The sequence below is a fragment of the Spirosoma radiotolerans genome (genome assembly GCF_000974425.1).
GTDB classification, from domain to species: Bacteria; Bacteroidota; Bacteroidia; order Cytophagales; family Spirosomataceae; genus Spirosoma; species Spirosoma radiotolerans.
In genome coordinates, this window is record NZ_CP010429.1 from 1,781,332 (window position 1) to 1,801,930 (window position 20,599).

Sequence of the window (20,599 nt, forward strand, 5' to 3'; positions counted from 1 at the left end):
ATTGTTTATACGCCGAGTGGCCCACCCAGCGTAACATTTGAATCCGCACCATGCGCCACGTGGCGACTTGCATGGTGGCTGCCGGGGTGCATGTCCTCTTCTTCTTTTGAGCGTGTATTGACGAACGACTCGGCCAGAATCGTCAGTTTTTTGTCAGTTTCTTTTTCTTCTTCCAGTGTCCTGGCCAGCAACTCGGTCGACTGGTTGAAATCGAGCATCTTGGCTAGCGTCAATAATGAGCCATAGGCTGCAATTTCATAATGTTCGATTTTCTGAGCTGCAATAATCAGGGCAGCATCCCGCGTTAGGGAGCCCGATTCCGTGTCTGCCACCACGCGCTTGGCATCACTGATCAGTCCATCAATGGCATCGGCGGTGCGTGTCTCGGTTTTGATGCCAATAATTTTAAATATCTCTTCCAATCGCTCTACCTGAATGCGACTTTGCTCCTGGTGCGCTAAAAAAGCATTCCCAACTTCGTCCGTTGTGCTAGCCTCTGCCTGATCGCCAAGGGCGTCGACGGCCCGCTTTTCACTGTAGTAAACGCTTTTCAATTCACTGATAAACAAGTCCCGTAATCCTTCGTCGGTGGTAGAGTCGTTGCCACTAAAAAAACTCGCGATCCTATCTGCAAGAGCTGCCATAACGTTTAATTGAGTTAATGTAAATTGCTTATTAAACGAACAAGTGGCTAAATCTATGCCAGAATTCACGAATCTAACGCCATTAAATTTATTACTTACTAAGTGGTGGTCTCCTGGAGATGGGTTTTAATTGATTCAGGGATTAATTGTCGGCCTGTAGTTCTGACAGGTCGATTACCGGGTTTCTAGTAAGGTCTGGTTGTGTACTAAAGAGTTGGTCAGTAGCCAGCCGCCTGGCCATCTTTTCGCATCTCGCTGGCGCCCCAATAAATCCGATTGACAGCATCCCACTGAATGGCCTGATACCCACCAAAAAAATCCGTTGGAGCCAACTGATGCCCTCGTTTTTCCAGCTCAAGGCGGACTTGTGGCGAGATGCCGCTTTCCAGTGCCAGTCGGCCACCGTCGGTCATAAGTGTGCCGACGGGTTCGCTACTGCCCGAATGACTAAATCGGGCAGCGTCGCCCGCTTCCTGTATGTTCATGCCGAAGTCGATGATGTTACAAAGCACCTGTAAGTGTCCCTGAGGCTGCATGGCTCCGCCCATAACCCCAAAACTGAGGAAAGGCTCGCCATTTTTAGTGACAAAACCTGGAATAATGGTCGAGAAGGGCCGTTTTCCCGGTGCGTAGACATTGGCATGGTTCAGTTGCATGTTGAAGCTGGTGCCCCGATTGTGGAAGACAAACCCCAGGCCATCGGGAACCATGCCACTCCCAAATTCCAGCATATTGCTCTGGATGAGCGACACCATATTTCCCTGGTCATCGGCTACGGTCAGGTAAACGGTATCACCAGCCCGCAGGGCCGGGTCACCGGCGTCGAGTCGGCTGGATGCTTTCCTAAGATTGATCAATTTCCGGCGGGTAGCGGCATAGTCTTTAGTGAGTAGCCAGTTAATGGATGGTTTGGCAAAATCAGGATCGGCATAATATTTGGCGCGGTCTTCAAAAGCCAGCTTCTTCGCTTCAACGAGCAGGTGTAAATAATCGGCGCTGTTGTGGCCCATGCCCTTCAGATCGTAGCCTTCTATGATATTAAGCATTTGCAAAACGGCAATTCCTTGCCCATTTGGGGGTAATTCATGGACATCATATCCCCGATAATTGGTCGAGACGGGATCAATCCAGGTACTCTGGTGAGCAGCCAGATCAGCCTTTCGAAGATAAATGCCGACCCGACGGGCATAGCGATCAATGGCATCGGCTACCGCTCCTTTATAGAAAACATCCCGTCCGCCTTTCGCTATTTTTTCGTAGGTAGCGGCCAGGTCTGGATTTCGAAAAATCTGCCCCTCAACGGGAGCTTTGCCATCTGGTAGAAACGTATGGCGGAAATTATCAAACTCCTGAACAATGGCTTCGCTGGCGGCTAATCGGCCAGCGGCTACCTGCCACGAATAAGCAATCACCTGCGGAACAGGAACGCCTTCGCGGGCATAGCGAATGCTGGGTGCCAGCAGGTTTTGCATGGGTAACTTGCCAAAACGCTTATGCAACGTAAACCAGCCATCCACCGCGCCGGGCACCGACACAGATAGCGGACCGTAGAGCGGAATTTGCGGCCTTTTTCCCAACACCGTCTTCAGGGCATCATACGACAACCCTTTCGGCGAGCGACCGCTGGCATTCAGGCCATACAGTTTGTGGTCTTTGGCCGACCAGACAATGGCAAATAAGTCGCCACCAATGCCGCCGTTATTCGGTTCGATGACGCCAAGGGCCGCGTTGGCCGCAATAGCCGCATCGACGGCGGTACCGCCCTGCTTCAGCATATCCAGCGCAATCTGCGTTGCCAATGGGTGGCTGGTCGCAGCCATCCCATGACGAGCCAGTACAGGGCTGCGCGTAGCAAAATTAGGACCCGTGATCCGGTCACCTTTGTCGGTTGGTTGGCCGTTGAGAGACGAGGTGACGAACAGAAGTAGGGCTAAACAAAAAGAGAGGCTGGGATAATTCATGAAGGCGGTTGAGCGAGTCAGTTTTAGGAGACGTCAGCTACTGAAAGTCGGTTATGGGGTGTGTCTAACCAAACATACTACATCTGTTTGGTAAAATGCGGTCTGAGTCTGATGGATTGGCTCTTAACTGGTCCGTGTCCTCACGGACCAAGGACTAAGGTGCCCTTTATGAAAACAAAAAGAGGATTGTGCTGGCACAATCCTCTTTTCAGAAAATGAATTTTTAGGATCGCTACTTGTTCTCCCGCAGGTAAACGTTGTTGCTGATCGACTCCAGCCGAACCGCTGGCCCTCCGCCGTTCAACGTTCCTTCGAGCAGGTAGCCGACAATGGGGTTCTTTTCCTTCTTGTTTTTAAAATCGATGGATAAGTTCGAATAGACCTCGCCCGTAATGGTTTTCATCGCTACGTTCGCTCCTTTTGCTTTTGGCCAGCTCATGTCGACAAAGCCGCTGATGGTCTTGGCCCATACAGGGCCTGTAGCACCCTGAATATCAATGTTGCCATTGATGGTTTCAAGTTTCAATTGCGCCTGGCGGGGCAGGAATACCTGGTAATTGATCTCGCTGCATAACGTGTATCGGGTGCCATCCCGACCGCTGTTCCAGGAGTGATGCTGGTCAGGACAATCTTCCGGTTTACCCTGCTTGACGAGTTCCTGATCAAAGTCGGTCTTGAGGGTTACTTCCTCGGCGGTCGAACCGGAGGTGACCACTAGCGCGTCATTGAGTTTACCGCCGTTTATGGTCACGTTAATTCGGACCATGGCCGTCGGTTTGTCCCAGTAACGTACCCGAATGCTGTCGGCAAATTTCAGGTTGAGATTTACGAGCTGGCTACTCGTAACGGGTAACGTTTTTTCAATAACCTTTTGCGCGAAGGTCGGCCGGATGAGTAATCCAAACAGGAGCAGGAGTAGGCTTTTGTTCATGATCGTGAAGCGGGTAGACGTGAATCACTTTTGTTTCCGGATATAAATGTTGCTGCTGATCGTCTTGAGTTGCATCTCAACCCCACCGCCGTTTGTGGTGCCGTCGATGTCGTGCCCCCCGCCAACTTTCGACATGCCATCTTTCGATGTTTTTACGCCTAGGTCAAAGTCCGTGTACATTTCTCCATTGATCGACCGGAGTTTCAGATTGGCTTTGGTGTTGGCGGGCAGCGTAATATCGACCGGGCCGTTTATCGTCGAAATGGCGGTTGGTTTCTCCTGACTTAAGGTCGAGTACACTACTTTAACCTCTCCATTGATCGTATTGGCGACAACCGGTCCGGTTACATTGGTAAGGTCAATGGATGCGTTGTTGGTCTTAATCTCCAGGTCGCCATCCATGTTGGTAATGCTAATGTGCGATCCCTGCCAGTTTACTTCCTGATAGAGTAGCGCCACTTTACGAGGCAGTTTAATCGTATACTTGATTTGTTTGCGGGTCGCTTTTTCAATTCGCAAGCCACCATTCTCGGCCGTTACGGCCAGACCAATACCCGAATTGTCGACGTTTGTGTTGTAAATCGGTTTCAAGCCTTTGGCGCGTTCGGGTGGGGCCTCGTAGCCCGACGAAGCCAGTATAATAACCTCATCGCTGTTGTGGCCTTCAATTTTGAGCGAGGCTGCGTCCATCTCGATGGTTACTTTCCGGTCTTTGGCATTAGCCAGTTTGGTTTTGTACTCCTGGGCCTGAAGGGTGGTTAGGCTCCATAAAAAGCTGGCGCTTAACAGAAGAATCCTGTTCATGATTTGTTGGTTTGATTCGTGAATTATGCATTGTACCCAACTGCCTCTGGCTGTCTGTGATGCCTTTTACTTGGTTAGCTCCACAAACAGCTAGAAGCTGTTTGGTACAGGGACTGATTTATGAAGGTGAGTTTTGTGTTCGGCTCAATCGGTTGATGCCTTCTTTGGCTTTCAGCCGCACCACGTCGAGGAGCTGCTGGTTCTGGGCCAGCCGTTTCATCTCAATGACCGCCCGTTTCTCCTTAATGGCGACTAGGATCTCGATCAGCGTTATCTGAATATTGGGGTCCGTCTGAACCCGTAAGGATTGAATGAGAGCATCGCGCACATCGGGCTCGTTCTCGAAACGGGCCAGGGCCTGGCAGGCAGCCAGGCGTACATTCACGTTGGCATCGAAATTCAGCGTATTAATCAGTAGCTGCGTAATGGCCTGGTCGGCCTGGCTGAGTTCGTAGCTCTGGTTGACCGCCTGAATGCGTTCGCTGGCTGACGTTTTAGGTAATTGTTCGAACGCCAGCACTTTCTTCATTTCCAGGGCGGGCGCTGAATCGGCCACTTGTGTATTGATCTGATCTGCACGCCAGTTGTTGTAAACGATGCCCCCGGCGAACCCGAGAATAAGCAATGTCACACTGGCCGCCAACCGCAAACCCCAAGTTGTTAAACGACCGAATTGGCTGACCTCAGGTGGATTCAATTTAGCCGCTAACTGGTTGGTGAACGCCAGGGACGGGTGCTGGTTTCGGGCATCGACAAAGTAGCGAAACTGATGGGCGTGCTTCTCCAAATGCGCCGGAATGTTATCCTGCTGGAAAAACTGGCGTAACTGCTTTTCTTCGGCCAACGATGTTTCTCCGTCGTAGTATCGTTCCAGCAGCTTTTCAATGTCCTGCTTCATAATCATTGGTTTTTAGGTAATTGTCACGCAGACGTTGACGGGCCCGCGATAAAATCACACGAATATTATTGATGCTGAGCCCCGTTACCTGTTCAATCTCGTCGAACGAATACTCTTCGACATCGCGCAGGTGAAGAATAAACTTCTGTTGATCCGGTAGGTCGTCAATCAACCGGTACATAAGCCCGGCACTGTCTGCAAATTCCACTCGCTGATATGGCGAAACATCATTCGTTTGCACATCGGGCAAGTCGGGGCCGTTGGTGGTTTTCTGCCGGGCATGGGCTTTTAATTTATCCAGGCAGATATTCTTGGTCATTTGAACCGCCAGCGCTTCAATGCTATGATACGTATCCAACTGCTGTCGATTTGTCCACAGCCGTAGCAAGACATCCTGCAACGTATCCTCGGCTTCTTCGCGGTTGCGTAGAAACAACTGCGCCAGCCGAAAAAGGCGTCCCTGAACAGGCAGTATTCGTTGTTTGAAGGCTTGTAGATCCATTTCAAGGACAAAGACGACTAAGGTGAGTAAACATTACAGGCTACTCGAACTTCTTTTTAAAGAAATGATGAGGGGACTAGTTTAGGTAACTGATATACAGTTAGTTAACTAAACTAGTCCCCTCAATAAAATTTATTTCGTTTTGTTTGATGTTGCCCAACAGATTACCTCTGTGCGGGCGGTGTCATCCGTTATTGCGGCTGGATAGCACCCAGACCACGGAAAACGATCCCGTTCTGGGTCTGTATGCAGGCGCTCTTAACCACATTTCCGCCCGCAAAGAATGCCCACTTTTGTTTGCCCGTACTGGCATCCAGCGCATACATATTCCTGCCTCCGCCTACATAGATAGTGTTGTTGACAACCGTTGGCACGGTGATCTGCGATGCCAGTAGCCGGGTCTTCCATTTAGGTAGGCCACTGGAGGTATCGATGGCGTAGAACATACCATCTTCAGAACTCAAATAAAGGAGCCCATTGGCAACCGATGGTGCTGAGGAAATAAACGTGCTGGGTGTAAATAACCATCGTTTCGAGCCATCAGTGAGGGAGTACGCAGCCACAGAAGCAGGGCCATCATACGGTACGAACAAGTGTTTATTATCGGTTGCTATACCCGCATGAATCGTGTATGAGTCATGGACCCGCCATTTTAGTTTTCCTGTCGAATCATCGAGGGCTAAAAGCGAGCCATTGGCATCACCAATGTACACGACGTTATCGACACAAACCGGGCTTGAATAAAACGAAACCCCGGCTGAATAAGTCCATTTTATCGTGCCCTTCTCAGCATTGATTGCGTAAAATAAGCCATCGCTTCCGCCAAAATAAACGGTGCCTTTGCACACTAAAGGACAATTTTCGTCGGTGTTCGACAATGCGGCCCAGGTTGGCTGGCTCCCTGTCTGGAAAGACCATTTCAGATTACCCGTGCTCATATCCAAAGCATATAATGTCGTGAAGTTCTTGTCCGAGTAGTCCCAGAAAGCTTTGTTGGTGGCTAAAGCATAAATGGTTTTATCGGTTATCCTGGCCGAGAAAATAAGTCCGTCGGGAAGCGCTTTCTTCCATTTTAGGCTTCCTGTAGTTGCGTCGAAGGCCAGAATGGCTGCTTCTTCGGAAGTGGTCATGATAACGAGTCCGTCCGATACGATCGGTGCCGCGTTGACCTGTACCTTCCCTAATTTACATTGCCACTTTGCTTTGCCTGTTTTGGCATTCAGCGCCTGTAAGGTGCCATTATCAGAACTAATAAAAACAGTGTGACTTGATGTTGTGTAAACTGGATGAATACAGCCGGTTAGGGCCAAAAGTAGAATCAGTGCACTCAGCAGTTGGTTTGTGTACCTTCTCATAGTAGTAATTAAAGTCAGTTACGTATAGCAATGTACCTATAAGGACTAATAATATATATCAAAATGTATTTTATAGGCTGTTTTTATGTTACATATCATTAAATACGCATCCCTAAAAAGGCGTCTTCTGGCCAGAAGACGCCTTTTTAGGGATGCGTATTTAATACCAACAAAAAGCGGGTTTAGCCGGGATTAAGTCAATAGAGGAGTTTCGGTAATGAATGACTACTTTCCGTAGCAACGTGCCTGGATTCACATTTTTTTGATCAAATCCAGCAGTTTCCTGTCTAACTTATACCCATGCCAATCCTCATAGGATACGTCGGAGCGGCCCGAGTTTAGAATGCCGAAGTCACCGATGAACTCCCATAAGGCAAAGCCAATGCCGTTGGTCGACAGGATGTTTAGTACATCGCCAAACCAGGCCAGAAAAACATCGTGGGGCGTTTTGTTCCAGCAACCGCATTCGCCACAATGAACGCCTACGCCTTTGTTGACCAACTCGATCCAGGGCTGGTAGAAGGTTTCCAGCATGGCCCGGCTCAGGTATTTATCGCCCACTTGTCCCGGCCATTTGGGTTCGGGCAAGTGATCGGGGTCTTTGTTGGCCCAAGGCGCTTTGTAGTGAGAAATAATGCCCGGATTATAGCCCCGGCAGCTTTGGGCAATGTTGAGGTCGGTAATGGAGGGAATTACGGACGAACCCGTATCGTTGCCATCCGCAATGATGAGGTGGCTTTTGTTTTCTTTCCAAATGGCTTCGGAAGCGGCTAGTGCGACTTGTCGGTATACCTCACCGGGAACGCTGCTGCGTTTGGAATGCTGATCGTTCATGTCGGCCCGCATGCTGGGCTCGTTCAGCAGATCGAAGCTGATTTTTTTCGACGATACATTTTTGTATCGTTTGGCCCACATGTTCCAGTGGAAGCAGAACGCATCGAGGGCAGCCTTATCGGTCCAGAGGTTGTAGGGCTCATTAAAGCCCGCATTCACGCAGTAGCCGGGTGCCCGGTGAAGATTCAGACTGATATGCAGGTTGTGCTTATGGGCCAGCGAAACCAACTGGTCGATCTGATCAACGGCTTGCTGGTCAATCTGATAAACCTCGTCGGGGGTGATGTTCCGGCTCCGGTCAAACTTGAGGTAATAGGGATACGCCATTGGGAGCCGAACGAAGTCGAAGCCCCAGTCCTGCATCCACTTCAGGTGATCTTCCTGCGTCGCCCGCCGACTCTTAGACGGATCAGGCGAAAAGAAGTCCAACAGGTTGAAGCCTTTCCATTTGGGTAGTTTGTTTTTGGCCGCTGTTTGCTGGGGCGACGAAGCCAATAGCCCCGGTCCGGCTGTGGTTAGGGCCGCCGTAAGCACACCTGTGTTCTGAATAAACGTCCTTCGTTGCATGACAAAAAGAGCCTGTCAATGGAGCAATCTACTTATAAATGGAGTGCCCAACCGTAAAGGAAATAACCTGATTCCAGTAAGCGGGCTACTGGAGTGAGCGTTTCCAGACGAGCAATGAGATAGTTGAGCCTAGTAAGTAAAATTCAGGGTGCCGCCGTCTTATAGGATGAGTCCAGCATTTTTGGTACACCCAGGAAGAGACCGGGAGTTAAAAATGAAACGTTGATAACCATGAAAAAAACCGTTTTCTCGTTGTGTTTTGCAACGACAATAGCTTTAGCTATGACCGATAGCTTTGCGCAGAAAGGCAAGCCGTTGTATACCTTCCCAATTGGCGTTGAGTCATATACTTACCGGGCTAGTTTCCCCAAAAGCGTCGTTGCTACCCTGGATACCATTAAAGCGCTGGGCATTACCGACATGGAAGGTGGTGCGCCAAAAGGAATGACCGGTGCGGAGTTTAAAAAACTGTGTGATGAGCGAGGCATCAAAATTTCGGCCACGGGCTCGGGTTACGAGCAGATTGTGAAAGACCCGATGGATGCCGTTAACAAAGCGAAGGAGTTAGGTGCTTCGTTTGTCATGGTTGCCTGGATTCCTCACCAGAAGGGCAATTTTAGCCTCGACAATGCCAAAAAAGCCGTCGAGGATTTCAACCGGGTGGGCAAGGTGCTGAAAGAAAATGGCCTGACGTTTTGCTACCACAACCACGGGTACGAGTTCCATCCCTATGAAGATGGTACGTTGTATGATTACATCGTCAAAAATACTAACCCTGCTTATGTCTCCTTCGAAATGGACATTCTGTGGGCGCAACACGGCGGGGCGGATCCTGTAGCGTTACTGAAAAAATACGGCAATCGCTACAAACTCATGCACCTGAAAGACCTTAAGAAAGGAGTGAAAGGCGATCTTACCGGCGGTACACCTCCCGAAAACGATGTTACGCTGGGTGATGGCCAGGTAAACATTCCCGAGATTATACGCTTGGCCAAAAAAGCGGGCGTTAAGCATTATTATATCGAGGATGAGAGTAATAAAGAGTACGAACAAATGCCCAAAAGCATTGCGTATCTGAAAAGCCTGAAGGAGTAAATGATCTCGTTGCCGTAAGAGTAGTTCCGTTACGTGAAGTCAGCTTTAGGGAGCTGACTTCACGTACAATGCATTGTAACGGGTTTCAATCCGGTGGAGTGAAAATCTAAACAAAAACGACCGCTAATCGTCTGATTGGCGGTCGTTTTTGTTTAGATTTTCGCAATTGGTCACTCGATTTGCATTCTTCGTCAGCAGCCAGGTGGCCATTAGGCCGGACCTTTGTCATGTACTAAATCACGAACAAGCACATGAAAACGCTCTTGAAGTCCGAAGAATTTATCCAGTTTCTGGCCGCTATTTATCTGTTCTCCCGCCTGAATTTTGCCTGGTGGTGGTTTCCCGCCCTGATCCTGACTCCCGACATCAGCATGATTGGCTACCTGGTCAATCCAGCCATTGGAGCTGTCTTATACAATATTGCCCATCATAAAGGCCTGGGTATCATCATCGGGTTACTGGGCTTGATGATGGGTAACCAAACCCTGATGCTGGCGGGCATCATCCTTTTTGCCCATTCGAGCATGGACCGGATGATGGGCTACGGACTGAAGTACTCCGATAGCTTCAAGCACACGAGCCTGGGAGCCTTATAAGCCACGAGCGCGTGGACCAGTTACCCAATTTTAAGTACCCAGACGGGTTGCCCGGCTAATTGCTGCCGAACTTTGTCGGGGATAACAACGCTAAGTCCATCCTTTGTTTTGGTCATCTTCAGCAAATGGCTAGCCCCCAGAACCGTTACCTTGGCCGTTGGCGCAACCGTAAGAGCGGGCAGTGCGACGCTGGGTGGCAGTTGCTTTTCCGAATCGGTTGGCAAATACGATGCGTAGATAGCTTTGCCAGTTGAGGTGAAGGCCCACTGTCCCTGCCGGTAGGGTGCCAATGGTTTGGTCCCGTAAATGGATTCGCCATTTACGGCTATCCATTTGCCGATTTCCTGCAGGCGCTGATAGGCTTCTTCATGCCACTCGCCATCGGGGCCGGGGGCAATGTTGAGCAATAGATTCCCGTTTTTAGCGACGATGTCCACCAGCGTCTGGACCAGCTTCCGGGCCGATTTGAAGTTTTCTTCAGGAACATACGACCAGCTATTGCCCATGGTCATGCAACTTTCCCAGGGAATAGGCATGTAGTGGTCGGGAATTGACTGTTCGGGGGTTACGTAGTTCTCAAATTCGCCCGGTACCGTACGGTCAACAACCAGTAGGCCCGGTTGATGCTGGCGCGCCATTCCGGCAATGCGGGCCATGTCGATATCCTGATTATAAGGAATCGTACGCTGCCAGCTAATGGTCGAGTCGATGCTGCTGAACGGACGAACCCAGCCGCCATCGAGCCACAGGATGTCGACCTTTCCATAATCGCTCATCAGCTCTTCGATCTGGTTGTAGGTGAAATCACTGAATTTTTTCCAAAGGTCAGGTCGTTTTTTGGGGTCATAGCTCACGTTCCGGTCTTTCGGAGGGAAGTAAGGCCACCAGTAGTTTTCGGTATGCCAGTCGGGCTTGGAAAAGTATGTTCCAACCATGAAACCCTGCTGCCGAAAGGCGCCCAGAATTTCTTTGGTTACGTTACTGCGTGGGTTGGAGGAAAAGGGCGTTTTCGTATCGGTAATCTTGTAGTCGGTCTGTTTGGTGTCGAACATACAGAACCCGTCGTGGTGTTTGGTCGTGAAGACCATGTATTTCATACCAGCCCCTTTGGCCGCATTGGCCCAGCGTTCGGGATTGAATTTAACCGGGTTGAACGTTGTCTGAAGGTTTTCATACGCTTTTTTGTAGTCGTACCAATTGGCCGAATGAGGCCCTTTTCGTTCGCACCAGCCTTCATCTTCCGGGCAGAGTGACCACGATTCAACAACACCCCATTCGCTATAGGTGCCCCAGTGCATCAGCAAACCAAACTTTATATCCTGCCAGTTCTCCAGCTTCTGTTTAACCTGCGCATCCTTGGGCCAGATGTATTTATCGTGTTTCTGTTCCGAATGCTGCTGAGCCAGTGCTGGTACCGAAGTGGCGATGAATAGCGTGAAGACCAGGTAAGTAAACTGATTTTTCATTGATCGGTTGATTTGTATACAGTTAGGCTGGCGCCAGTTGAACGTACCGGGGGTGTGGCCAGTCCATTTCCTGAAGGAACGAAAAAATGCTCAGTTTGGCAAAGCACGACAAATAAGCCCTATCGGTTATGCTCAGATTTTCGTGATTGGTCATTCGATTTGCGTAGTTCGTCAGCGACTGCCTGTCGGGTTAGCCGGACCTTTGTTCTATACAAACTGACGCACGAAAAATATGAATACTGCACCAACTACACTTGTTCTGGGCGCAACCGGAAGCATCGGTTATGCCGTAACGGAAAATCTGCTCGCCCGCCATCTGCCCATCACGATCCTGGTTCGCAACCGGGCCAAAGCGGAAGCCCTGTTCGGGGACCAGGGCACGCTGACCATCATCGAGGGCGATGTACAGGATGCGGGGCTGCTGAACCGTATCGCTATCGGTAAGGATTTTATTTTTCACGGCATTAATTACCCGTACGACAAGTGGTTCGGGAACATGGACGAAGCGACGCGTAAGGTGATTGACGCGGCTCAACAGACTCATTCGACAATTATTTTTCCGGGTAATGTCTACAATTTTGGCCTGGCCACGGAACCGATTCGGGAAGATAGCCTGCCAAACCCATGTACCCGAAAAGGGCAGCTGCGCGTCGAGATTGAAGCTATGCTGGAACAAGCGGCCAGGGCCGGGAAATGCCGTATTCTGAACGTTAGATTGCCGGATTTCTGGGGGCCAAACGTACTGAATGAAGGCGTAAAGCCCATTTTTGAAAACGCTCTCGAAGGCAAAGCATTGCCCTGGATTGTGAATGCCGACATTCCGCATCAATCGGTTTACACAAAAGATGCCGCTGAAATCACGGTCCGGCTTCTCTTGAGGGCGTGGGCCGGGCAGCCACAAACGCCAACTGGTTCATACGAAGTGTGGAATTATGGTGGAACCACCGTATCATCCATGCGGGCGTGGTTCGGGCAGATTGGCTCAGTAGCAGGAACGTCTCCGAAAACGCGGGTATATAGTCGCTTTCTAATTAGTGTTCTGGGGCTGTTTATGCCTGTGATGCGGGAGGTTAAAGAAATGCTCTACCTCTATGAAAATACGGTTTTGCTCGATGATCAGAAGGTGCTGGCCTTATTTCCCGATTTCCAGCCAACGCCCATGAAGCAGGCCTTAGCTGAAACGCTGACCTGGTTTGCTAGGCAACGTAACCTGGACGGACTTCCAGCCCGCAAAAATGAACGCTAAGTAGTAAAGCAAACACAGGTTAATCTCCGATGCACAGACTGGCGGACTGGAAGTCTGTGTTACTAGGCTTGCGCCTGTCGATAGGCACCCGGTGTCAGACCTGTCCATTTTTTAAACGACCGGAAAAAAACACTTGGCTCAGCAAATCCCAGCAGAAACGCGATGTCGGTTGTGCTCATCTTCGGCTCGCGCAAGTGCCCGATGGCGAGTTCTTTACGGGTATCATCGAGCAATTGCTGGTAGGAAGTACCTGCCTCTTTCAAATGAAGCTGGAGCGTTCGGACCCCCATTGCCAGACGCTCGGCAACGGCCGCCAGGGTGGGTTCCTCGCCTTTCATAAGCGCAATAATTTCTGATTTTACGCGGCTGCTCAGCGACGGTGTCCTGAGTTTGTCAAGAATGTCATTGGCGTGCTTTTCGACCACAACTGACAGCGATGGGCTGGCGTTCAGAATCGGTAAGTCGATCAGATCCGCATTCAGAATCATGGCCGTTTCGGGCGCGTCGAACGTCAGGCGGGCGGGCGCAAAGACGCGTTCGTGTTCGGTTGTATCGATGGGTCTTGGGTAGGCGAAGTGAATTTCAGTGGCTTCAACCTGATGCCCGGTTAAGGCGCGCATGACCGCCAGATAAATCGAAAATTCGGAATTGAGGGCGTGTTGAGGGTAAATAATATCGGCACTCGTTATCTGGAGCACTAACATAAATTGCTTTTCCGCTGTAGCCGACTGCACCAGCCTGCCCGTTGTCCGGATACCCTCACACACAATATCCTGGTATCGACAGAGTTTGTCGAATGCCTGTCCCAGCGTAGGGCAGTGCATCATTACATAAGCCAGTACACCAATCGCGACCGGATTTATGAGTTCACCAAGCCGTAACGAAATGTTCGGATCGCCGGTAGCCGCGATTACTTCACGCCAGAGTGCCTGCACCAGCCGGATTGGCACGCGCCCGTCGGGGTCACGGAGTTGTTCTTTGCTGACACCAATGGCACGCGCCAGTGAATCCGCGTCAGCACCCCGTTGTTGGGCCGCAAACAAGATCAGATTGATGGAGGCAATGGAAAGTGTATCGTTGGTAGTTAGCTGTCGGGTCATTTATTGGAAAATACGGTCGTGCGAAACGATTAGGTTGGGAAAAATACAACTGGGAATTTCACCAGATTCATAAACATCGACCAGGACATAAGACCCCTCTTCCAGCACATAGACGTTAACGGCCTTTTCCTTAGGCTGAATAATCCAGTACTCACGAACGCCCGATTCTTCGTATAGATTAAATTTTTCGTTAAAGTCATTCTTTGCTGTTCGGGGCGATGTAATTTCAATAACCCAGTCAGGTGCCCCTAAACAACCATCATCTAATTTATCGAGATTGCATATCACACATATATCAGGCTGAACAACGGTATGCAATTGGTCCGGCTTTCGTTCATTGCGCACAGGCAACCGCACATCGAAAGGAGCATCATATACTTTGCATGATTTATCTTCGAAGTATTTAAGCAAGGCAAATTCTAAATTTACGGACGTATCCTGATGCTTTCGCTTTGGTGCGGGTGATATCCGGTGCGGTTTTCCTTTTATCAGTTCGATACGTTCGTCAAACTGCCATTTCAGGTAATCGGCATAGGTATAGGTGCCCTTGGGGTCGAGTTGCGAGATGTCGGTGATCATACAGTCTGCCGGGTGATTTGACTACGCAAGTTCCTAAAATAGTCGGAAGCCTGCAACAACCGGCTACCGTACCACGAAAACACTTCGCCATCCACCAATAATACCTGCGCCGACGGACAAATCTGCTGTAGCTCCTCGATGTGTTTCTCGGTGAACGGGTAGGGCTCCGATGATAAAAAGATAAGATGGGGTTGCGCTTTTTGCAGATCAGCTGGTGTAATTTCTGGATAACGGGTCTGGTCAGCGAATGCGTTTGAAAAACCGGCAACCTCCAGCATCGCCTGAATAAACGTGCTGCTGGCTGCGGCCATGTATGGTTTTCGCCAGATCAGGTACGCCACCGACAATCCCAGTGGCGGAAAGGGCGGGAGTAAACTAAGCTCAATTCGTTTAGCCAGTTGGTCGGCCTCGGTAGCCCGCGCTACCAGCGTGCCCACTTCCCGAATCATACGTAATGCATCGGGTAGGGTCGTCATGTCCGTCACATGAACAGGGTACTGACGCTGCAGTTCTTCGATCTGATCGCGGGTATTTTCTTCCTTATTGGCGATGATCAGATCGGGGTCAAGCTCCCGAATCCGGTCCAGGTTGAGTGTCTTGGTGCCGCCGATAAGTGCCTTCTGCTTAACTCGTTCGGCTGGGTGAACACAGAATTTTGTGATGCCCACAATCGCCTGATCCAGCCCTAGATCGAAGAGTAATTCGGTTTGCGAGGGAACCAGTGAAATGATACGGTTGGGATGCATAGACAGACATTCAGTCAGCAAAAAAGGCGACTCAGCGCCTATTTAACAACCTTTAAGAAACTTTAGGTGGATAGTTCTTAATTTAATGCAACGTTTACTACGGGAATCCTTCATTCGAAATGAATACAAAAGGTATCCAACGAAAACAAGCCACCGGTTACTGATTCTCTACAAACATGAAACAACACATCATCACTTTGCTCGCAGCTGGACTCTGTGTCACAACGCTGTATGGGCAGACGCCAGCATCGGGTAAGATCACCTACGAAGGGATGCGCCAGATCGACCGCTCACAGATGCGGATGGTCATTAATGGACAGGAGGTACAGCCGGGTAGCCCCGGCGCGCCCGATGCTCCGGAAGGAATGCCGGAAGTGATCTCTTTTACGCAAAAACTGGTGTTCTCGGGCACAATGGCTAAAGAAGAACGGGATCGCCCACAAAATATGATGATGCGCCGGACCATGGGCGACGGCGGAGCTGGGGGCGGTTCCCGGGAAGGGAGGCCGCAAACGACCCGGATGGCGCCCCCGTTTGATCAGCAGACGTATCTGGACTTGGCCAATCGCCAGCGTATCGACGTGCTGATTGTCAAAAAAGATTCGACGGTGACGGATATGTATCGTTCCGAAAAGCCTATGCCCACCGCAGTCGATTGGACGCCGAGCGATAAAACCAAGAAAATAGCAGGCTATGTCTGTCATAAAGGAACCGCTACCCGTCGGAAACAGACTTACACCGTCTGGTACACCACGGACCTGCCCTTTACCTATTCACCCATTGCCGACCTGACACCGCCCAAAGGCGTTGTGATGCAAATTGAATCGGACAACGAATCGTATAAAGCGACTGGTGTGTCGATGGAGGCCGTAGCCGAAGCCAGTGTACAGCCCCCTAAAGCGGCCAGAAGTATATCGGCCGAAGAAATGGAACAGATACGCCGGAAAGGAATGGCTGATTTTCGCCAGAAAATGATGCAGAACATGCCGATGCGGAATTAAACGAATCGGTAGTCTCCCGTGGTCCGTGCGGACACGGATCACGGGAGACTGACACAGATTAAAAATCAATAGTGCCTCAGCCTTAATAGATAACGTACAATGAAAAATGGTCCGTATTGCCCTCCATTCACTAGGAAAGGACACGCTACATCGAAGTGGCTGTTCTGGAGTATAGTATGCCTGTTGCATTGTACCGTGTTTATAAACAGGTCATTAGCCCAGTCGCCGGGGATGATTCGGGGGCAGGTGGTGGATTCGCTCACCCGAAAGCCATTGCTCGAAGCGTCAGTATCCTTGCTGCTGGCCCGCGATTCGTCGCTGGTTTCGTTTGGCATTACCGATGGCGAGGGGCGCTTCTCATTTCCCAAAGTCAGCGAGGGGCAATACCGGGTGCTTGTGTCGTATGTAGGTTACCGTAGTCGTGCCAAACGTGTTTCGGTGACGAGCGCAACCCCAACGACCGATATGGGCAGCATCGATTTGGTAGCGCAATCACAAACACTCACGGAAGTGTCGGTTCAGGGTGAACGTGCGCCCATTGCGGTGAAAGGAGATACGCTGGAATTCAATGCCGGTTCGTTCAAAACCCGTCCCAACGCGCAGGTTGAAGACCTGCTCAAGAAACTACCGGGTGTGGAGGTGGACCGCGATGGAACCGTAAAAGCCCAGGGGCAAGCTGTCACAAAAGTACTGGTGGATGGAAAACCCTTTTTTGGCAATGACCCTAAAATGGCGACCCGAAACCTGCCCGCCGATATTATCGACAAAGTACAACTCTTCGATCAGGCATCGGAACAATCGGCGTTTTCTGGAGTGGACGATGGTGACCGGGAGAAAACGATAAACATCACCACCAAGAAAGACAAACGCAAAGGCTCTTTCGGGCAGCAGACCATTGGGGCAGGCCCCAAACCGGGCGATAACGCCAGGTATTCGGGGCGCGTTAGCTTGAACAGGTTCAATAATGGCCAGCAGATTTCAGTACTTGGTATGGCGAACAACGTCAATCAGCAGGGTTTCACGGCATCGGATTTAGGTCTTGGCAATAACTTTGGCGGAGCCGGGCAGGGGCAGGGGGGCGGTGGTGGCAGCAACGTGGTTCGTGGCGGAGCCGGTGGCGGCAGTGGCAATGGCGCTGGTCAGGTGGGAAGCAACGCCATTACGCAATCATGGGCGGCTGGTATCAACTATCGCGATGGCTGGGGCAAGAAGGTGGATGTAGCGGGCAGTTACAATGCGAGTAATACCAATACAATTACGCAACAAAACAGCCATCGGGAAAACGTGATTCCCAGTGGTACAGCAGGCACAGTCATTACACGACCGGATGCTGGATTTATCCGTGACCAAACCAATGGTTCCGACAATACGAATACAAATCAGCGGGTGAATCTACGGCTCGATTACCGACTCGATTCAATGACGACGATTCGGGTCATTCCTAGTTTGTCATGGTTAACGTCAACGTATACCAATCAGAGCCAAGCCAGAACCACGACGAACGAGGGTGTGCTGGCCAATTCGAGCCTGACGAACTATAACTCAAACGGGAGTGGCTTCACCGGCAATAATTCCCTGCTGCTCTTTCGTAAATTTCAGAAAAAAGGGCGGAGCTTTTCGGTTAACTGGAACATCGCGGTCAATGATCAGGACAATGAAGGGATCAACAAGTCGGTTAACCAGTTTAACGGCTCATCGACCAGCCTGACGTCGGGCGTCATTACAAAAGACACCGTAACGGGCGTTGTCACGCAGACCATCAATCAGCGTAATAATCAGCAAACGAACGCCATGACCAACACAATCAACGTGAGTTATACGGAACCGCTTTCCATGCGTCAAACGCTTGAATTTCACTATAATCTGTCTAACAATCATAACACATCAAACCGTGCCGTTAACGATTTTAATGGACTGACGAACCAGTATGACCTGCTGAATGGCCAGTTGAGCAACAACTTTGTGAACGACTACGTGACGAACCGGGGTGGATTGACCTGGCAAACAAAGCGGCTGAAATATACGTACGCATTTGGGCTTGATGCCCAACAGGCAAGCCTTAACTCCGATAACCTCACTCGGGAAACGAACCTCAGCCGAACGTTTTCGAATCTGTTGCCCAATGCATTGCTGACGTATAATTTTGCCAAAAGCCGTAGGCTTCGATTCAACTACCGAACACGGATCAACGCGCCGTCGGTAAATCAGTTGCAGCCTGTACTTAACAACACCAACCCGCTGAACATTCAGGTTGGTAATGCCGATCTGCAACCGGAATACAGCCATACGCTATCCCTGAATTATAACCAGTTCGATGCGGCCACCTTCCGGAACATGTTCGTCTTTCTGAACGCTAGCCGAACGGATAACAAAATTGTCAATTCAACGGTATTCGACCGATCGGGTGCGCAGACAACCAGGCCCATCAATACCAATGGCTATTACACGGTGAACGGCTCGTTGGTATTCGGTCGGCCGCTCAAGTTGGGGGCACAGAAAACGAACCTGAATTTATCGACGAACCTGACGTTCAACCAGGGAACAAGCTTCATCAATAACCAGTCGAACCAGGCAAAAAACTGGCTGATTGGTCAGGGAGTTGGGCTGAGTTCTAATTTTACGGAGAAGCTGGATCTGAATCTGTCAGGGAATATCAACTGGCAGTCGGCGAAATACTCGCTGCAACCGCAGCAGAATACGACCTTTCTGAATCAGACGGTTACGCTCGATGTCTATTATCAGCTTCCACTCAACTTTACCTTCTCCACCAACGTTTACTTTAATCATTATGGCGGTAGTTCGGCCAACTATGACCAGTCGTATACGCTCTGGAACGCAACTCTGTCCCGGCAGTTGTTTAAGCAAAAGCAGGGGGAGTTGCGCTTTCAGGTATTCGATTTGCTGAACCAGAATCAGAGCATTGTGCGAAACGTAACCGACACCTATACGGAGGAGGTGCGGAGCCGGGTGCTGAACCGGTATTTCATGCTCAGTTTTGTCTATAACCTGCGCAGCTTCAGTGCGGGCGTTACGCCACCAAGAGACCCGTTTCAGGAGCGAAACGGGGGCGGGCAGCGGGGGCAGGGTGGCTTCCGGCGAAACGGCTAATGAAGAGATGCTAGGGACTGGTGGTGTTTTTAGATTGATTGCTAAACCAACCTTTAAGCGACTCATTAAGATCGACAAACTTGAACCATACCTGTTTGTAGTAAACCGTTCCGTCTGGATTGATCAGAAAGGCCATATTAGGCGCCTGGCCAAAAGCTAACCAAAAATCATTCGTTGGGTTATCGACCAGCACGGGAGCAAGGAGATTATTCCGCTGCTGCCACTTTCTGGCCAGCAACTTGCGCTCACTATACGTTTTGGGCTGACTCGCTTCCACCTGGTCCCGGGTGTTAGCTGGAGCAATCTCTATGCGGTTATTTTTTGAGTAAGGGCTAACAACATCCGATGGGTGCGCATCGATGGTGTAAACAAGATATACATTGGCTCTGTCTTTATAACGTACAGTCAATGCATTGATGTCGGGAATATTACGGCGGCTTATGTCGCATGTGTAGCTACCCGATATCAATAGTAACGGCTTGTTATTGGCCATCACTTTGGCGAAATTAACGGTTTCGCCGTCGATAGAAAGCAGCGTAACATTCTTTATTTTATCACCTTTTTGATAGCCAATTTTATTAAAATCCCTGTAGTTATTATTTATTCCTGCAGATAAAGGTAAATCAACTTTAGCCCCATCAGTTAACGATTGCTTCTGATTATTTTGAGTAATATGGTTTGTGCTACAGGAGCTTAAAGAGAGCAGCAACAACAGCCCGGATAGGTAGCTTATTAAAGTCATAGTAAACGTTGCGTAGAAACTTTAGAGGATAGGTTTAAAAACCAAATAGGTGTATCAGAATTTGATCAAGCTTTACAAAAGAGGATTGCTCATGTTAGGCTTAATGCGCTAAAGTACTAGCGGTTTATAGTATATAAGATTAAAAAACATTTAAAATTTTATAGCGTAACTATTTGATAATCTTACATTTATGATTAAAAGGTAGTTGCGAGTACTTAGTAGGCGTAAGGATAAATTCTATGCAAAAAACAAGTAATAATCGAGCCTATTATCTACTTGTAAATTATTAGCTTTAGTTTAATTGGCTGTAGGTGAGTCAGCTAAAATTATAAAAGTTGTAGGCATACTGAGTAAATGTACCGGCCGACTATTTGTTGATACGGAGGTAACTGTAGGGAATAAATACTAAAAAAAAAGGGTACCT

19 protein-coding genes are annotated in these 20,599 nt (G+C 49.7%); 5 read left to right on the forward strand and 14 right to left on the reverse strand.

All coding sequences use genetic code 11. The features are described 5' to 3' along the window. Positions 1 to 5 precede the first annotated feature (5 nt). The 8 genes from SD10_RS07010 to SD10_RS07045 all read right to left on the reverse strand — a co-directional run bounded on the left by SD10_RS07010 (position 6) and on the right by SD10_RS07045 (position 8,496). Positions 6 to 644, reverse strand: a complete 639-nt coding sequence (locus tag SD10_RS07010) for a YciE/YciF ferroxidase family protein (RefSeq protein ID WP_046376298.1) — start codon at positions 642 to 644, stop codon at positions 6 to 8. A 218-nt stretch (positions 645 to 862) separates the two neighbouring features. Beyond that, the gene (ggt, locus tag SD10_RS07015) at positions 863 to 2,605 is read right to left on the reverse strand and encodes a gamma-glutamyltransferase (protein WP_052731103.1); all 1,743 of its coding nucleotides are present in this window, start codon (positions 2,603 to 2,605) and stop codon (positions 863 to 865) included. A gap of 232 nt (positions 2,606 to 2,837) precedes the next feature. Then, positions 2,838 to 3,536: a DUF4097 family beta strand repeat-containing protein gene (locus SD10_RS07020; RefSeq protein WP_046376299.1), complete on the reverse strand. Its 699-nt coding sequence runs from the start codon at positions 3,534 to 3,536 to the stop codon at positions 2,838 to 2,840. A 24-nt stretch (positions 3,537 to 3,560) separates the two neighbouring features. Further along, positions 3,561 to 4,340 (reverse strand): DUF4097 family beta strand repeat-containing protein, encoded by a 780-nt coding sequence (locus SD10_RS07025; protein ID WP_046376300.1) that lies wholly within the window; start codon positions 4,338 to 4,340, stop codon positions 3,561 to 3,563. A 118-nt stretch (positions 4,341 to 4,458) separates the two neighbouring features. Beyond that, positions 4,459 to 5,238, reverse strand: coding sequence for a HEAT repeat domain-containing protein (locus tag SD10_RS07030; protein ID WP_046376301.1), 780 nt, complete (start codon positions 5,236 to 5,238; stop codon positions 4,459 to 4,461). After that, positions 5,222 to 5,740 (reverse strand): RNA polymerase sigma factor, encoded by a 519-nt coding sequence (locus tag SD10_RS07035; RefSeq protein WP_046376302.1) that lies wholly within the window; start codon positions 5,738 to 5,740, stop codon positions 5,222 to 5,224. The genes SD10_RS07030 and SD10_RS07035 overlap by 17 nt, the downstream gene beginning before the upstream one ends. Positions 5,741 to 5,931: 191 nt before the next feature. Beyond that, positions 5,932 to 7,095, reverse strand: a complete 1,164-nt coding sequence (locus SD10_RS07040; RefSeq protein ID WP_082111543.1) for an outer membrane protein assembly factor BamB family protein — start codon at positions 7,093 to 7,095, stop codon at positions 5,932 to 5,934. 252 nt (positions 7,096 to 7,347) lie between these two features. Next, positions 7,348 to 8,496: a glycoside hydrolase family 5 protein gene (locus SD10_RS07045; protein ID WP_046376304.1), complete on the reverse strand. Its 1,149-nt coding sequence runs from the start codon at positions 8,494 to 8,496 to the stop codon at positions 7,348 to 7,350. Positions 8,497 to 8,727: 231 nt separating this feature from the next. Here SD10_RS07045 and SD10_RS07050 point away from each other — a divergent pair, with 231 nt between their 5' ends. Together SD10_RS07050 and SD10_RS07055 are read left to right on the forward strand one after the other, a co-directional pair. Beyond that, positions 8,728 to 9,591 carry a sugar phosphate isomerase/epimerase family protein gene (locus tag SD10_RS07050; RefSeq protein WP_046376305.1) on the forward strand — a complete coding sequence of 288 codons (864 nt, stop codon included), beginning with the start codon at positions 8,728 to 8,730 and terminating at the stop codon, positions 9,589 to 9,591. A 251-nt stretch (positions 9,592 to 9,842) separates the two neighbouring features. Next, a complete protein-coding gene (locus tag SD10_RS07055) occupies positions 9,843 to 10,187 on the forward strand; it encodes a DUF4260 domain-containing protein (RefSeq protein WP_046376306.1) in 345 nt (114 codons plus the stop codon). Positions 10,188 to 10,207: 20 nt separating this feature from the next. Here SD10_RS07055 and SD10_RS07060 read toward each other — a convergent pair whose 3' ends face one another. Together SD10_RS07060 and SD10_RS30220 are read right to left on the reverse strand one after the other, a co-directional pair. Beyond that, positions 10,208 to 11,653, reverse strand: coding sequence for an alpha-L-fucosidase (locus SD10_RS07060; protein ID WP_046376307.1), 1,446 nt, complete (start codon positions 11,651 to 11,653; stop codon positions 10,208 to 10,210). A gap of 22 nt (positions 11,654 to 11,675) precedes the next feature. Continuing rightward, positions 11,676 to 11,807: a hypothetical protein gene (locus tag SD10_RS30220; RefSeq protein WP_262507397.1), complete on the reverse strand. Its 132-nt coding sequence runs from the start codon at positions 11,805 to 11,807 to the stop codon at positions 11,676 to 11,678. A gap of 78 nt (positions 11,808 to 11,885) precedes the next feature. Here SD10_RS30220 and SD10_RS07065 point away from each other — a divergent pair, with 78 nt between their 5' ends. Beyond that, positions 11,886 to 12,899, forward strand: a complete 1,014-nt coding sequence (locus SD10_RS07065; protein WP_046376308.1) for an NAD(P)H-binding protein — start codon at positions 11,886 to 11,888, stop codon at positions 12,897 to 12,899. Between the two features lie 62 nt (positions 12,900 to 12,961). Here SD10_RS07065 and SD10_RS07070 read toward each other — a convergent pair whose 3' ends face one another. From SD10_RS07070 to SD10_RS07080, 3 genes are read right to left on the reverse strand one after another with little or no spacing between them, the layout of a single operon-like run. Then, complete coding sequence (locus tag SD10_RS07070; protein WP_046376309.1) at positions 12,962 to 13,999, reverse strand: AraC family transcriptional regulator; 1,038 nt, start codon at positions 13,997 to 13,999, stop codon at positions 12,962 to 12,964. Further along, positions 14,000 to 14,578: a Uma2 family endonuclease gene (locus SD10_RS07075; protein ID WP_046376310.1), complete on the reverse strand. Its 579-nt coding sequence runs from the start codon at positions 14,576 to 14,578 to the stop codon at positions 14,000 to 14,002. It abuts the gene before it with no gap. Continuing rightward, entirely contained in the window at positions 14,575 to 15,324 is a 750-nt protein-coding gene (locus tag SD10_RS07080; RefSeq protein ID WP_046376311.1) for a helical backbone metal receptor, read from the reverse strand. Before SD10_RS07080 ends, SD10_RS07075 begins: the two co-directional genes overlap by 4 nt. Positions 15,325 to 15,500: 176 nt before the next feature. Here SD10_RS07080 and SD10_RS07085 point away from each other — a divergent pair, with 176 nt between their 5' ends. Next, positions 15,501 to 16,325: a GLPGLI family protein gene (locus SD10_RS07085; RefSeq protein ID WP_046376312.1), complete on the forward strand. Its 825-nt coding sequence runs from the start codon at positions 15,501 to 15,503 to the stop codon at positions 16,323 to 16,325. A gap of 231 nt (positions 16,326 to 16,556) precedes the next feature. Beyond that, positions 16,557 to 19,433: an outer membrane beta-barrel protein gene (locus SD10_RS07090; RefSeq protein ID WP_227699225.1), complete on the forward strand. Its 2,877-nt coding sequence runs from the start codon at positions 16,557 to 16,559 to the stop codon at positions 19,431 to 19,433. 10 nt (positions 19,434 to 19,443) lie between these two features. Here SD10_RS07090 and SD10_RS07095 read toward each other — a convergent pair whose 3' ends face one another. Next, positions 19,444 to 20,175, reverse strand: a complete 732-nt coding sequence (locus SD10_RS07095) for a deiodinase-like protein (protein WP_046376313.1) — start codon at positions 20,173 to 20,175, stop codon at positions 19,444 to 19,446. Positions 20,176 to 20,599: the final 424 nt, after the last annotated feature.